The 15046-nt window shown below is 45.2% G+C and carries 12 protein-coding genes and 1 pseudogene; 7 read left to right on the top strand and 6 right to left on the bottom strand.

Annotated features, from left to right (window positions below; genetic code table 11):
- Positions 1 to 26: 26 nt before the first annotated feature.
- Both bioA and BN1209_RS01505 read right to left on the bottom strand, forming a co-directional pair.
- Positions 27 to 1331, bottom strand: coding sequence for an adenosylmethionine--8-amino-7-oxononanoate transaminase (gene bioA / locus BN1209_RS01510; RefSeq protein WP_045750642.1), 1305 nt, complete (start codon positions 1329 to 1331; stop codon positions 27 to 29).
- On the bottom strand, positions 1331 to 2035 hold the full coding sequence (locus tag BN1209_RS01505) for a hypothetical protein (protein WP_144402526.1): 705 nt from the start codon (positions 2033 to 2035) through the stop codon (positions 1331 to 1333). Before BN1209_RS01505 ends, bioA begins: the two co-directional genes overlap by 1 nt.
- A gap of 141 nt (positions 2036 to 2176) precedes the next feature.
- On the opposite strand from BN1209_RS01505, the gene BN1209_RS01500 reads away from it, so the two are divergent.
- From BN1209_RS01500 to BN1209_RS01490, 3 genes are all read left to right on the top strand, one after another.
- On the top strand, positions 2177 to 2467 hold the full coding sequence (locus BN1209_RS01500; RefSeq protein WP_045750640.1) for a co-chaperone GroES: 291 nt from the start codon (positions 2177 to 2179) through the stop codon (positions 2465 to 2467).
- A 64-nt stretch (positions 2468 to 2531) separates the two neighbouring features.
- Positions 2532 to 4175, top strand: a complete 1644-nt coding sequence (groL, locus tag BN1209_RS01495) for a chaperonin GroEL (protein ID WP_045750639.1) — start codon at positions 2532 to 2534, stop codon at positions 4173 to 4175.
- A gap of 618 nt (positions 4176 to 4793) precedes the next feature.
- Positions 4794 to 7001 (top strand): UvrD-helicase domain-containing protein, encoded by a 2208-nt coding sequence (locus tag BN1209_RS01490; protein WP_045750638.1) that lies wholly within the window; start codon positions 4794 to 4796, stop codon positions 6999 to 7001.
- A 26-nt stretch (positions 7002 to 7027) separates the two neighbouring features.
- On the opposite strand, the gene BN1209_RS01485 is transcribed toward BN1209_RS01490, so the two are convergent.
- The 4 genes and pseudogenes from BN1209_RS01485 to BN1209_RS01470 form a co-directional block, all read right to left on the bottom strand.
- Positions 7028 to 7855 (bottom strand): hypothetical protein, encoded by an 828-nt coding sequence (locus tag BN1209_RS01485; protein WP_045750637.1) that lies wholly within the window; start codon positions 7853 to 7855, stop codon positions 7028 to 7030.
- A 21-nt stretch (positions 7856 to 7876) separates the two neighbouring features.
- The gene (gene thrB, locus BN1209_RS01480; protein ID WP_045750636.1) at positions 7877 to 8827 is read right to left on the bottom strand and encodes a homoserine kinase; all 951 of its coding nucleotides are present in this window, start codon (positions 8825 to 8827) and stop codon (positions 7877 to 7879) included.
- 74 nt (positions 8828 to 8901) lie between these two features.
- Entirely contained in the window at positions 8902 to 9261 is a 360-nt protein-coding gene (locus tag BN1209_RS01475) for a DUF2782 domain-containing protein (protein ID WP_045750635.1), read from the bottom strand.
- Between the two features lie 83 nt (positions 9262 to 9344).
- Positions 9345 to 10074, bottom strand: a pseudogene (locus BN1209_RS01470) (LOG family protein).
- A 15-nt stretch (positions 10075 to 10089) separates the two neighbouring features.
- Between BN1209_RS01470 and polA the strand changes: the two are divergent.
- From polA to BN1209_RS01450, 4 genes are all read left to right on the top strand, one after another.
- A complete protein-coding gene (polA, locus tag BN1209_RS01465; RefSeq protein ID WP_045750634.1) occupies positions 10090 to 12867 on the top strand; it encodes a DNA polymerase I in 2778 nt (925 codons plus the stop codon).
- Entirely contained in the window at positions 12867 to 13628 is a 762-nt protein-coding gene (locus BN1209_RS01460; protein WP_045750633.1) for a competence/damage-inducible protein A, read from the top strand. Before polA ends, BN1209_RS01460 begins: the two co-directional genes overlap by 1 nt.
- A 134-nt stretch (positions 13629 to 13762) precedes the next feature.
- The gene (gene dusB, locus BN1209_RS01455) at positions 13763 to 14794 is read left to right on the top strand and encodes a tRNA dihydrouridine synthase DusB (RefSeq protein ID WP_045750632.1); all 1032 of its coding nucleotides are present in this window, start codon (positions 13763 to 13765) and stop codon (positions 14792 to 14794) included.
- A complete protein-coding gene (locus BN1209_RS01450) occupies positions 14791 to 15027 on the top strand; it encodes a helix-turn-helix domain-containing protein (RefSeq protein ID WP_045750631.1) in 237 nt (78 codons plus the stop codon). Before dusB ends, BN1209_RS01450 begins: the two co-directional genes overlap by 4 nt.
- Positions 15028 to 15046: the final 19 nt, after the last annotated feature.

Here is a 15046-nt window from a genome sequence, read left to right as displayed (position 1 = left end):
GGAAATCACCAATAAAAGGACGAAGATTAAGCGCACGCAGTGACCAATTGCTTGGTTGTATTGACCATAAAATCTATTTCATCCTGGCTAATCACATAGGGTGGCATCCAATAGACAGTATGACCAATCGGTCTCAGCAATAAGCCTTTTTCCAAACCTTGTTGATAAAACGCGCGTTGAAATTGCTGATTATTTGTTTGCACATCAAATGCCCAAATCATGCCTTGATTACGGACATGCGCGATTGGCAGATCATGCCACGTGCTAATTTGATTATTGATATAAGCCGTCTTGGTTTGGTTTTTAGAGAGCACATCGTCTTGCTCAAAGATCGCCAAGGTCGCCAAAGCCGCACTACAAGCCAAAGCATTGCCAGTGTAACTATGTGAATGTAAAAAGCCCCGCGCCACGCTATCGTCATAAAATGCCTCATAAATTTTATCCGTCGTCAGCGTGACTGATAAAGGCAAGTAACCGGCGGTAATGCCTTTTGAAAGACAAATAAAATCAGGCTTAATATTGGCTTGTTCACAAGCAAACATCGTCCCTGTTCGACCAAAGCCCACCGCAATTTCATCCGCAATCAAATGCACTTGATATTGCGAACAGATTTCTCCCGCACGCTTGAGATAAACCGAGGAGTACATCCCCATACCAGCAGCACATTGAATCAATGGCTCAATAATAAATGCTGCAATGTCAGCATGATGTTGCTTTATATAGGCTTCTAAAAAATCTGCACAGCGATTTGCGTAAGCTTCGGCGCTCTCACCCGATTCAGCCAGGCGTGCATCTGGTGATGGCATTTGTGCACTTTGACGAAGCAAGGGCGCATAAGTATCTTTGAAAATAGCGACATCTGTCACCGATAAAGCACCGATGGTTTCACCGTGATAGCTATTTTGTAGACTTAAAAATTGATTCTTTTCTGGCTGACCAATGTTGCGCCAATAATGAAAGCTCATTTTGAGCGCTATTTCAGTCGCAGAGGCACCATCCGAAGCATAAAAACAATGACCAAGCCCAGTGAGCACACCTAGCTTTTCCGATAACTGCACCACTGGCGCATGCGTAAAGCCTGCCAACATAACGTGCTCTAAGGTGTTCAACTGCTCACTAATGGCAGCTTTAATGCGCGGCTCGTTATGCCCAAATAAATTAACCCACCATGAACTTACACCATCTAAATAACGCTTACCCTCAAAATCCTTAAGCCAGACACCCTCGCCACTGGCAATGGGTAGCAATGGCAAAGTTTCGTGCGCTTTCATCTGTGTGCAAGGATGCCAAACAGACTTTAAGCTTCGATTAAGTAAGTCTTGATTGTTCACTAATGTAAAACCTGATTTGAACGCATTTGCGGGGTCACAAAGTGGCTGTTTTGCACGCCAATATCCCAAGCCGCCTCTTTTGCGGCTAATTGCAACATATTGCCAAAGGCAATCTTCAGCTCCGCATTAAAAGAAACTTGGGCATTAATGCCTTCTTTAGCAGTAAATTCCAGTACAAATTGGGTTGCGTTATCACTCAATACTTTGCATATGGTCGCCAACATAGGGGCTTGAAGGCGTGATGTACGATTTGCCAAATATTGCTTACTAAAGTCTAAATTTGGTGCTGCAGCTTGTAATTGTGCTTCTGCGCCTGAACTAGCCTCCGGGCTAATTGATGTCGCAGAAATCGTGTTAGGAGTAACCGGATCTAAGCCACCTTGGGCATTCATCACCACGACTTGCATAGGCAAATCAACCGCAGCTTGGCTCCCTTGCAACCAAGCAGTAATCGACTTTGCAATCCGCCGCGTAATCCAAATTGCAAGCTCGGTATTGTCCGACAAACCTACTTTGAATAACAAACGGTCTTGGTCAGCATCAAATGCTAAATTCAATTGTTCAATGACCGCTGGCTGCATACCTATTTGTCCCACGATTTCACTCAAAATGCGTATCCTTTCACCCAACACTGGCAATACCCTTATTATCGCTGATTGCGTAGAAATTGCGTTGAATTTGCCGATAGATTTTATTTCCAACATTTTCGTGTCAAAAGATTTCATCCTTCCTCTTGAAATTCCCAACCCCGCCCCAAAGTATTAGCAGTCGATGGACAGGAGTGCTAAAATGCATTTTAAGATTTTTGTTATTCGTTATTTATTCAATTATTAAGGAGTTCGTTTATGAAAATTCGTCCTTTACACGATCGCGTGATCGTTAAGCGTTTAGAAGAAGTGCGTACCACTGCATCTGGCATTGTGATTCCAGACACAGCCACTGAAAAACCAGATCAAGGCGAAGTAATCGCAGTGGGTCCAGGTAAAAAAGATGACAACGGCAAAGTGATGACACTTGACGTTAAAGTGGGCGATAAAGTGTTGTTCGGCAAATACGCTGGCCAAACCGTCAAAATCGACGGTGACGAATTCTTGGTGATGACTGAGTCAGACCTCATGGGTGTAATCGAGGCTTAATCGCTTCTTCCCTTTTTGCATTAAAGAATTTTAGTAATTAATTAAGTAATTAAGGAGATTTAAGATGGCTGCTAAAGACGTAAGATTTGGTGATGACGTTCGCCAAAAAATGGTGAATGGTGTAAATATTTTAGCTAACGCAGTGCGCGTAACTTTGGGCCCTAAAGGCCGCAATGTAGTGTTAGAGCGTTCATATGGCTCTCCAACCATCACTAAAGATGGTGTGTCAGTTGCTAAAGAAATCGAATTAAAAGACAAATTCGAAAACATGGGTGCGCAATTAGTAAAAGAAGTGGCAAGCAAAACTAACGATATCGCTGGTGACGGCACAACAACTGCAACAGTTTTAGCACAAGCAATCATCCGCGAAGGCATGAAATCTGTTGCCGCTGGCATGAACCCAATGGATTTGAAGCGTGGCATTGACAAAGCTGTTGAAGCTGCTGTTGCTGACCTTCAAAAACAATCTGTTGCATGTACAACAAGCGCACAAATCGCGCAAGTTGGCTCTATTTCAGCGAACTCAGACGCTTCAGTTGGCCAAATTATTGCTGACGCAATGGACAAAGTGGGTAAAGAAGGCGTGATTACTGTTGAAGATGGTTCAGGCTTACAAAATGAACTAGATGTTGTAGAAGGCATGCAATTCGACCGTGGTTACCTATCACCATACTTTATCAATAACCAAGAACGTCAAATCGCATTAATGGACAATCCATTCGTGCTTTTATATGACAAAAAAATCTCTAACATCCGTGATTTGCTTCCAGCACTTGAACAAGTGGCTAAAGCAGGTCGTCCACTGTTGATTATCGCTGAAGATATCGACGGCGAAGCATTAGCAACATTGGTGGTAAACAACATCCGTGGCATCTTAAAAACTTGTGCTGTTAAAGCCCCTGGTTTCGGTGATCGTCGTAAAGCGATGTTAGAAGATATCGCTATCTTGACAGGTGGTACTGTGATTGCTGAAGAATTGGGTTTGAAACTTGAAAACATCAAGTTAGAAGATCTAGGCCAAGCTAAACGTATCGAAGTAGGTAAAGAAAACACCATCATCATCGACGGTGCTGGCGTTGAAGACAACATTAAAGCACGTATCGACCAAGTGAAAAAACAAGCTGAAGATGCAACAAGCGACTACGACCGTGAAAAATTGCAAGAACGTGTTGCAAAACTAGCAGGCGGCGTTGCTGTGATTAAAGTTGGCGCAACCACTGAGATCGAAATGAAAGAGAAAAAAGCACGTGTGGAAGATGCATTACACGCAACACGCGCAGCGGTTGAAGAAGGTATTGTGGCTGGCGGCGGCGTAGCGTTGATTCGTGCACGTGATGCAATTGCTAAAGTAAAAGGCGACAACCACGATCAAGATGCTGGCGTGAAAATTGTATTGCGTGCTGTTGAAGAGCCACTCCGTCAAATCGTTCAAAACGCTGGCTGTGAACCATCAGTCGTAGTTAACAACGTAGCTGCCGGCAAAGGCAACTACGGCTACAACGCTGCTAACGAAACTTACGGCGACATGGTTGAAATGGGCGTGCTAGATCCAACTAAGGTAACGCGTTCTGCATTGCAAAACGCAGCTTCAGTGGCTGGCTTAATGCTCACAACAGACTGCATGATTGCTGAACTACCTAAAGATGACGCACCAGCAATGGGTGGTGGTGATATGGGTGGTATGGGTGGCATGGGCGGTATGATGTAATCTTTGCTTGCTTAAGCATCGAAATAAAAAACCCGCTTCGGCGGGTTTTTTATTGTCTAGATTCATCAAAGCCAACAAGACTGCACACCGTCACCCCGCATCTAATGCGGGGTCCATTTTGAAGTTGATGTGCTAATTAAAATGAATATTGGCTCTTAGGCTGGAATGACATCAAGAGAAGTTTTCGGATTTACTAATTATCAAGTTTATCTTCGCCGAGAATTTCACCAAAGCCAGCAAGTGGCTTGTCCGCAAAATCATAATCGCTAAAGCGATTTGTTTTGCGCCAAGCCCGCAAGGGGCTTCCCCAATTTACCAACCGCAAGGGTTGTGTCCATGGAACATATCAGCTGAAGCCGATTGTTCACATGCCATAAGCCAGTAAACTGGCAAGTAAAGTGTGAAAAAAAGCCCCGACCAAGGGGATCGGTCGGGGCGAAATGCCTTAAAAGGCGCCACGCTCAGGGAGGGAAGCGTGGGACAGTGACTTGATTATTCATTGAATATTCAACATCACCATCGCACTACTAAAGACCGACAATACTTGAGTAAAGTTCAAGATTATTTAATCACGTTTAAGTGGTTCTCGAAGTAGCACCGACCTGCGATAATCTCAACATGACAACATCAAACGCATCTCAAGATTCACTCCTTACCGGACTCAATAACAAGCAATTAGAAGCGGTGACTTTGCCACATCAATCCGCGCTCATTTTAGCGGGTGCTGGCAGTGGCAAAACACGCGTGCTCACGACGCGGATTGCTTGGTTGATTCAAACAGGTCAGGTTTCGCCTACTGGATTATTAGCGGTCACGTTCACCAATAAAGCCGCGAAAGAAATGCTCACAAGACTGACCGCAATGTTGCCGATTAATACGCGCGGTATGTGGGTGGGGACTTTTCACGGGCTATGCAATCGCTTACTAAGAGCCCACCATCGTGAAGCTTTATTGCCTGCTACTTTCCAGATTTTAGATTCTGCCGATCAGCTTTCTGCGATTAAGCGCCTGATGAAAGTCATGAATGTAGATGATGAGAAATTCCCACCTAAACAAGTAATGGGCTATATCAATAGCTGCAAAGAAGAAGGCCTGCGTGCGCACAGCGTGGATGCTTATGACCCACACTCACAGCGCATGCGTGAGATTTTTGAAGAATACGACAAGCAATGCCAACGCGAAGGCGTGGTGGATTTTGCGGAGTTATTGTTGCGTTGCTATGAGCTTTTAAGTCGCGACACCAATATTCGCAAGCATTACCAAGCACGCTTTAAATACATCTTGGTCGATGAGTTTCAAGACACCAACAAACTGCAATATATGTGGCTCAAGTTATTTGCTGGCATGGGCAAAGAAGAACCGAATAACTGTATTTTTGCAGTGGGGGACGATGACCAATCGATTTACGCTTTCCGCGGTGCGCGCGTGGGCAATATGCGTGACTTTGAGGTGGATTTTAAAGTACAGAACATTGTAAAACTCGAAGAAAACTACCGCTCACACAGCAATATTTTGGATGCGGCCAATGCGATTATTTCAAATAACAAAAATCGCTTGGGTAAGAACTTATGGACATCCGCTGGCGAGGGAGAGCCGGTCCGTGTTTATCAAGCCTATAACGACATAGATGAAGCGAGCTTTATTGTTGATGAAGTCAAGATGCTCCACAGCGATGGCTGGGCGCTTAATGATATCGCCCTACTCTATCGATCCAACGCGCAATCTCGTGTGATTGAACATGCGCTATTTTCAAACAATATTCCTTATCGCGTTTACGGTGGGCTGCGCTTTTTTGAGCGTGCCGAAATTAAACATGCTATGGCGTATTTACGGCTGATTAACAATCCAGAAGATGATGTCGCTTTATTACGCGTAATTAATTTCCCAACTCGCGGCATTGGTGCGCGTAGCTTGGAGCAACTTCAAGAATCAGCACGCGCGCAGGATTGTAGCCTGTGGCAAGCCGCGATTAACAAGGTTGGCAATGGGCGTCCAGGTAAAGGCTTGGAGGGCTTTGTGTCGTTGATTAAGCAAATTCAAGATGATGCAAAAGGCATAACGCTCACTGAAATGACTGAGATTGCAACCACGATGTCTGGCCTCAAAAACTTCTATCAACTAGAAAAAGAAGGCGAAGACCGTATCGCCAACTTGGATGAGTTGATTAACGCCGCGGTAAGCTTTATGAATAATAATAGCGATGCCCTAGAAGATAATAGCAGCGGCCTGACTGAATTCTTAACCCATGCCAGTCTTGAGGCAGGTGAACACCAAGCAGATGTTGGGGCTGACGCTTTGCAGATGATGACGGTTCATGCCGCAAAAGGATTGGAGTTTAAAGGAGTATTTATCAGCGGGCTAGAAGAGGGCTTATGCCCGCATGAAAATAGCCTGTACGAAAATAACGGCTTAGAGGAAGAACGTCGCTTGATGTATGTAGCAGTGACCCGCGCAAGACAACGACTTTACTTGAGCCACGCGCAAAGCCGCATGCTCCATGGGCAAATTCGTTATGGCATTGCTTCGCGATTTTTAGATGAGATTCCTGATGCTTTGTTAAAACGCCTGAACAGCAAACCAGCCCCAAAACCAAGCATGTCTAGTCATTATGACAACAGCTATCAAGGCGCACCAACAGTGAGCAGTAGCGAACAAAAATCGGCGATGCCTTGGAAGATAGGCCAAGCCGTAACACATGCTAAATTTGGGCAAGGTGTGGTGGTGAGCTACGAGGGGAATGCCAGCGATATGCGCATCCAAATTAACTTTGGACGGGAAGGCCTTAAGTGGCTTGCGATGGAATATGCAAAACTAGAAAAAGCGTAATTCAGATCTAGTTTTGCATCATCAGCTTAGCTAACGAAATCTTCGCCTTTTTTGTAATACATCGACAAGAAACTGAAGTATTGGATGGAGAATAAGAAGGCCGTTGCCATTAACGACACAAACATAATGAGCATCATGCCTAGAAACGCCGCAATCCCTTTTGCGAAAATTGCGATCACACCAATCACAAGGCCAAGGACTAACATCACGCCCACAACCGCTAATGTCAGGGCGACCCAAGCGGTAACCAATGCCGTGATATTGTGTAAGGCAGCCCAAACACTGTGCCCAATAGACTTAAATACAGAATATTGATGATAGGAAATCAGCAGCGGAGAGTACCAGGTGGCTAATAAAAGTGGTACTTGCAAGATCAACAATTTAAGCATTAACCACCAAAAACCAATAGGCATCACCTCTTTATCCATCTGTTGGATATCCATCGATTGAATGTCAGCTTCTGTCAGTGCAATCATAATTAAACGATAGACAAAGAAAACCACCCCCAAGAAGATTAATTGTTGCGCGTGTGGCTTCACTCGATGAAAAATTTCTGTCACTGAGGTCGTTCTTTCGGCGTGCGTTTCGCGACAAACACCAATCACGACTGAAGTAAAAATTGGCCAGCTAAACGTTAACGCCAAACCCAATAAACCAACCAAAAACAAGATAATGATCGAGCCATGCGCTTGATTAATTTGCTCAATAATGCCGAGTAGCAGAATGGGTAAGAACTGAAAAAAAACGAGATACAGGGAAGACAAACCCATCCACTTAGCAGGATGCTGTTTGAAAAGCGCTAAACTGTCAGTCACCCAGCTAAAACCTAGTTTCACTTTTGATCTAAACGTCATATTTTTTCCAATTTCAATCTATTAAACCCACATCGCTGAGATTTCAGCTTGATGCGTAATGCCCCATTGTAATATTTTCTTAAAGTGCTGCGGGTCTTTCGCGTGTGTCAATTCCCCCGCTTGAGGAAAGTGCTTATCTTTTAAGCGCGATAACCAAAATCGAAGCGCAGCAATGGTTAGCATGCTTGGCCAGGCAGCATGTTCCGCTTGGGTGAATGGCCTTATCTGATGATAATTTGTGATCAACGCTTTCACGCGTGATGCATCTAATGAACCATCATCGTTGACGCACCAATCATTCACTGCAATCGCAACATCGTAAAGATAAGCGCCACGACAAGCGTAATAAAAATCAATCACACCACCGATTTTGTCGCCATCAAATAAAACATTATCACGGAATAAATCCGCATGAATGACGCCCTGTGGTAGTACTTGAAGATCTAATCGCGCTTGGCGATCCATCATTTGCTTGAGCATCACTTGATCATCAGCGCTCAAAAAATCTAAAACGCTCTTAGCCGCTGCTTCACGCCAAACGACATCTCGCGTATCTTGATTATTGCCAGTAAAACTGGCACCGGCCACATGCAAATTGGCGAGCACTTTGCCTAATTCGGCACACTGCGCAACAGATGGCTTAACAACATCACGGCCAGCAAGGCAAGTGACCATAGCCGCTGGCTTGCCATTGAGCTCATCTAACATGACGCCGTCGAGGCGCATCACTGGGTGCGGACACGGCACACCACGCTCTGCTAAGTGGGTCATCAAGCTTAAAAAGTACGGCAACTCTTCTGCGCCATGCTCTTCAAATAAAGTCAGCACATAGCGACCCGTGGTCGTGGTCACAAAGTAGTTGGTATTCGAGATGCCAGATGAAATACCTTGGAGCTCAAGTAACTCCCCTAATGGGTATGCTTGGAGCCAAGGAATTAATTCATCTTTAGAGACGGTGGTAAATACGGACATAACAGCTTTACGTTAAATGCTTTAAATTAAACAGGCGTTTTCAATGGAAATAAACCCCCGTCATGAAGCAAAATTTAGAATCTAAAAATCACCCACTTAGGAATGACTAAAGGGGCTGCTGGCCCATCAAACTTAGACCATCCTCCTTCTTGATCTTGCTTCATCAAATAATAAGGCTTGCCAGTTGAAGGCGTGATTTTTTGCATGTAAAGCTCACCATGCATGCGGTATTCTTCAACAGTTGTTTCACCTTTTTTGACAATGGTGATTTCTGGCTCATCATTCGGATTAGCCTCAATCACACCCGGTGGTGGCAACGCTTCAGGCAAGGGCTCTACATCCGCGGGCACTGGCTTTTTATCTGCCGCTTGAGCAGACATGTAAGTGATGGGGGAAGCTAACACTAAAAGCAAAAACAAATGTTGAATACGCATAGGATTCCCGCGCTTAATGCGCAAAAACTAAGATAAATTTCATTCTATCAAAAAGCTATGCTTGTCGGTAAAGCGTTTTTGTCCTAGAGATAAAGCTGCGTCTTACGTTCAGCGGCGGAAAGCTCAAAGCCACGCGTTTCGTAATGCTTAAATATCGCTGCAACCACCTCATGAGGATCGTCAATCACTTGGATTAAGTCCATATCATCGGCCTCAATCATGGCTTCTGAGATCAAGGTTTTACGAAACCAGTCAACCAAACCACCCCAAAATTTGGTGCCCACTAGAATAATTGGAATACGACGTGACTTTCCTGTTTGCACCAGCGTCATCGCCTCGAGCAATTCATCCAAAGTGCCGAAGCCCCCCGGCATGACCACATAAGCAGATGCGTATTTCACAAACATCACTTTACGCATAAAAAAATGTTTGAAATCCAGACTGATGTCTTGATAAGGATTGCTGGTTTGCTCATGTGGCAAATTAATATTGAGCCCAACACTTGGAGATATACCGGGATGCGCGCCTTTATTAGCCGCTTCCATGATGCCTGGCCCCCCCCCCCGATATGACTGTAAAACCTGCATCGGAAAGTAGCCGTGCAATTTTTTCAGCTAACAGATAATCAGCGTGCTTTGGTTTTGTGCGAGCACTGCCAAAAATAGAAACGGCTGGTGTGATTTCTTTCAGGCTTTCCGTTGCACCGACGAATTCTGCCATAATCTCAAATGCGTGCCAGGATTCGTTTGCTGTTTGATGGTCGCCCTGAAAATCAGGATCGGCGATTTTTGGTACTTTTTTTGTAACAGACATAATGTAGACCCAAATATGAAAACATTGTTGTTAGTGGATGGTTCATCCTACCTTTATCGTGCCTTTCACGCCATGCCAGATTTACGCAATCGGCAAAACGAGCCAACTGGCGCGATTCAAGGCGTACTCAACATGCTAAGACGCTTACATAAAGAATACCCAGCTGATTATAGCGCGTGTATTTTTGATGCAAAAGGCAAAACCTTCCGCGACGACATTTATCCAGAATATAAAGCCAATCGCGCCTCAATGCCTGACGATTTACGTGCACAAGTTGAGCCACTGCACGAGGCAATCAAGGCAATGGGATGGCCCCTGATTATGGAAGAAGGCGTTGAGGCGGACGATGTTATCGGCGCGCTTGCTAAACAAGCTGAACGCGAAGGTATCCGCGTCATTATTTCTACAGGTGATAAAGACATTGCTCAGTTGGTGAATGAACACGTCACCATCGTGAATACCATGAGCAACGAAGTCCTTGATATCGCTGGCGTGACCAATAAGTTTGGTTTGCCTCCTGAACGCATTATTGATTACCTCACCTTAATCGGCGACACTTCCGACAATGTGCCAGGGGTGGAAAAAGTTGGCCCAAAAACAGCGGTCAAATGGCTCACCCAATATGGCACGTTGGATAATATTGTTGCGCATGCCGATGAAATTACAGGTGTCGTGGGTGAAAACTTACGTAAAGCCTTGCCTTGGATACCAACTGCGCGCGAACTGATTACGATTCGTTGTGATGTCGGCATACAAGAATCTTTAGGCGATCTTGCACCACGAGCAATGGACAAAAATAAACTGGCGGAATTGTTTGAGCACTTTGATTTTAAGTCTTGGCGCCGTGAATTAGATTCAATGGGTGGTGAGCCTGTGAGTGTGACACCACTTACCGTGCCAACAAGTAGTGGCGATTTATTCGCGCCCACCAGCGAAACTGTTAATACACCCCCAACAGAAACGACTGTTGATTACACCCCAATCACTACCCGCAATTATGCAACCATTCTGAGTGAAGCTGATTTAGATGTTTGGCTCGACAAAATCAACCAAGCTAAACTAGTTTGCTTTGATACCGAAACAACGTCACTAGACCCGATGACTGCAAAAATCGTCGGCATGTCATTTAGCATTGAGGCTGGCTCGGGGGCTTATTTGCCACTGACGCATGATTATTTTGATGCACCAGCTCAACTTAACTTAGCAGCAACTTTAGCCAAAGTGAGGCCCATTCTAGAAAATTCAGCCATCAAGAAAGTTGGGCAGAATCTAAAATATGACCAACATGTATTAGCTAATCATGGCATTGCCCTACGTGGCATTGCGCATGACACGTTGCTGCAGTCATATGTGTTTGAATCACATAAAACGCACAATATGGATGACCTGGCGATGCGCCATTTGGGCATCAAAACCATCAGCTTTGATGAAATCGCTGGCAAGGGAGCTAAGCAGGTTGGATTTAATCAAGTCACTGTTGAGGTGGCTGCAGCTTACGCAGCAGAAGATGCAGACATTACCCTGCAATTACACCAAGCCATGTATCCAGTCATTCAAGCTGATGACAAGTTAGACTTCATTTACAGCCAAGTTGAAATGCCATCTCGCGAAGTGCTTTTTACGATTGAGCGCAATGGCGTGCTGATCGACCAAGGCATGCTTAACCGCCAAAGCAATGAAATCGGCATGAAGTTAATGGACTTGGAAAAACAAGCCTTCGAGCTTGCAGGCCAGCCTTTTAATTTAGCCTCCCCAAAACAACTACAAGAGATTTTGTTCGGCAAGCTTGGCATTAAGCCTACCAAAAAAACACCTTCTGGCGCCCCTTCAACCGATGAGGACGTACTTCAAGAGTTAGCGCTTGATTACCCGTTACCCAAGGTACTACTGGAGTATCGTGGGTTGGCAAAACTAAAGTCGACCTATACAGACAAGCTGCCAAAAATGATTAATACGCAAACTGGGCGCGTACATACAAGCTACAACCAAGCGGTAGCCATTACGGGCCGTCTAGCAAGCTCAGATCCCAACTTACAAAACATTCCTGTACGAACCGCTGAAGGTCGCCGTATTCGTGAAGCATTTATCGCGCCTACTGGCAGCGTCATTGTCTCTGCCGACTATTCACAGATTGAGCTCCGCATCATGGCACATCTTTCACAAGATGACGGCATGCTGAGCGCATTTGCTAACAACGAAGATATTCACAGAGCAACAGCCGCTGAGATTTTCGGATGCGAGCGTGAAGCCGTCACCAGCGAACAACGTCGTTATGCCAAAGTGATTAACTTTGGGTTGATTTATGGCATGAGTGCATTTGGTTTAGCGCAAAACCTCAACATCGACCGTAGCGCCGCCCAAAGCTATATCGAACGCTATTTTGCGCGTTATCCAGGCGTCCGAGCTTACATGCAAGACACGCGCGAACTCGCCAAACAAAAAGGGTATGTAGAGACCTACTTTGGCAGACGCCTATGGGTACCAGAAATTAATAGCAGCAACGGCATGCGTCGCGCTGGCGCAGAACGAGCTGCCATTAACGCCCCTATGCAAGGCACCGCAGCCGACCTGATTAAACTTGCCATGATTGCCGTTCAGAATTGGATCGCCGCTCAACAACTACAAACCAAACTCATCATGCAAGTTCACGATGAGCTGGTACTTGAAGTGCCTGAAGCAGAATTAGATTTAGTCAAAACAATGTTGCCACAGCTCATGCAGAACGTGGCCAAACTTGATGTGCCATTATTGGCTGAGGTTGGCGTGGGTAACAATTGGGAAGCGGCGCATTAATGATGACTAAAGACATTCCAAATATCGGCATTTACGTGATTGGCGATGAGATTCTCTCAGGCAAACGCCAAGATGCCCATTTAAGCAAAGCCATTGAAATCTTAAAAGCACGCGGCTTACAATTAAGCTGGGCTGAGTATTTAGGCGATGACCCAGCGCGTTTAGTGGCTTCATTCAAACGCAGTTTAGCCACCAACGATATCGTATTTTCCTTTGGCGGTATTGGTGCCACGCCCGATGACTTTACAAGGCAAGCGGCAGCAGAGGCAATCAATGTACCCATCGAGCGTCATGCTGGCGCAGTGGCTGAAATTGAAGCGCAATTTGGTGAAGCCGCTTATCCTAAAAGGGTTTTGATGGCAGACTTTCCCAAAGGGGCTGATTTAATTCCAAATCCAGTCAATCGGATTGCAGGCTTTAGTGTAAAACAGCATTACTTTATGCCCGGCTTTCCACAAATGTCTCACCCGATGATGGAGTGGGTGCTAGATACGCACTACCAACATTTTTTTCACCAAGTCATCATTAGCGAGTTATCTATTTTAGTGATGGATGCAGGGGAAAGTAGTTTGTTAGACTTCATGAATGAAATGACAAGCAAATATCCTCAACTCAAGCTCTTTAGCCTCCCCCGCTTGGATACAAGGCGCACAATTGAACTTGGCATGAAGGGCGATTTAACGTCCATCGACACTGCGATGTCAGAAATAAAAGAAAAAATGACTGTATTAGGTTACGCCTGGTCAGAACTCCCTAAATAAAGCTAAAACGCGCTAAGAAAAAATATCGCACGGAAAAAATTGCTAAGCTGTTCAAAAAATAAGCAAATTTAGGTTTTAAGAAGGGCAGTTTGCGTATAAAATAGGCAGCTTTCTCGTAAGGTTTAAAATCACCCGTGCAAATTGGTCCATACAAACTGCGTAACAACCTTGTCGTTGCCCCTATGGCGGGCGTAACCGACAGGCCTTTCCGCATGCTTTGTAAAAAGCTAGGTGCAGGGTATGCCGTATCCGAAATGGTGACGTCAAACTCCCTACTATATGGCAGTGAAAAGACCTTGAGACGCGCCAATCATGAAGGTGAAGTAGCACCGATCTCAGTGCAAATTGCAGGTGCAGATCCAAAAATTCTGGCGGATGCTGCTCGATATAATGTAGACCATGGCGCACAAGTCATTGATATCAATATGGGCTGCCCAGCCAAAAAAATCTGTAACGTCATGGCGGGTTCAGCGCTTTTAAAAGACGAGCCCCTCGTTTCTCAAATTCTCAAAGCGGTCGTTGCTGCGGTTGATGTGCCAGTCACACTTAAAATTCGCACTGGCTGGGATAAGCAAAATCGCAATGCCGTTGCGGTCGCAAGAATGGCGGAAGATATTGGTATACAAGCCTTAGCCATGCACGGCCGCACTCGCGCTTGCGCTTACATGGGCGATGCTGAGTACGACACCATTGCGGAAGTTAAACAAGCCATCAACATTCCACTCATCGCCAATGGCGATATTACCACCCCTGAAAAGGCTAAATTCGTCCTAGAGTACACAGGCGCTGACGGGGTCATGATTGGTCGTGCCGCACAAGGCCGCCCTTGGATTTTCCGCGAAATTGAACATTATTTAGCCACTGGCGAGCATATGCCTGCACCAGAGGTTGAAGAAATCCGTAGCGTGATGCTAGGCCATTTACACGATTTATATGAATTTTATGGTGACTTAACAGGAATGCGGGTCGCTCGTAAGCACATCTCCTGGTACACCAAAGGCTTGAAAGATTCGTCTAATTTCCGTCATGCAATGAATCAATTGCAAACGATTGATGAACAATTGAACGCGATTAACGACTTTTTTAACCATCTGCAATCACAAGATACACGCATTCAATATGCCACTGATGAAGTGGAAGCTAACGGCGAGGTGCTCGCAGCATGAGTTCAAAATGTGAACTAGCGATGAGCGTGGAGCTTGCGCTCAATGAGTATTTCAAGGATTTAGACGGTCAACCACCGCATGCGGTATATGACATGGTGCTTGCTTGTATCGAGAAACCAATGATTGAGCACATTATGAAACGTGCTGGTGGCAACCAAAGCAAAGCTGCTGAAATCTTGGGTTTAAACCGCAACACCCTCAGAAAAAAATTACAGCAATACAATATTGAATAAGCGTACACCGCTTACTCAG

This window comes from Candidatus Methylopumilus turicensis, assembly GCF_000953015.1.
GTDB classification, from domain to species: Bacteria; Pseudomonadota; Gammaproteobacteria; order Burkholderiales; family Methylophilaceae; genus Methylopumilus_A; species Methylopumilus_A turicensis.
This window is presented reverse-complemented; position numbering and strand designations above follow the sequence as displayed.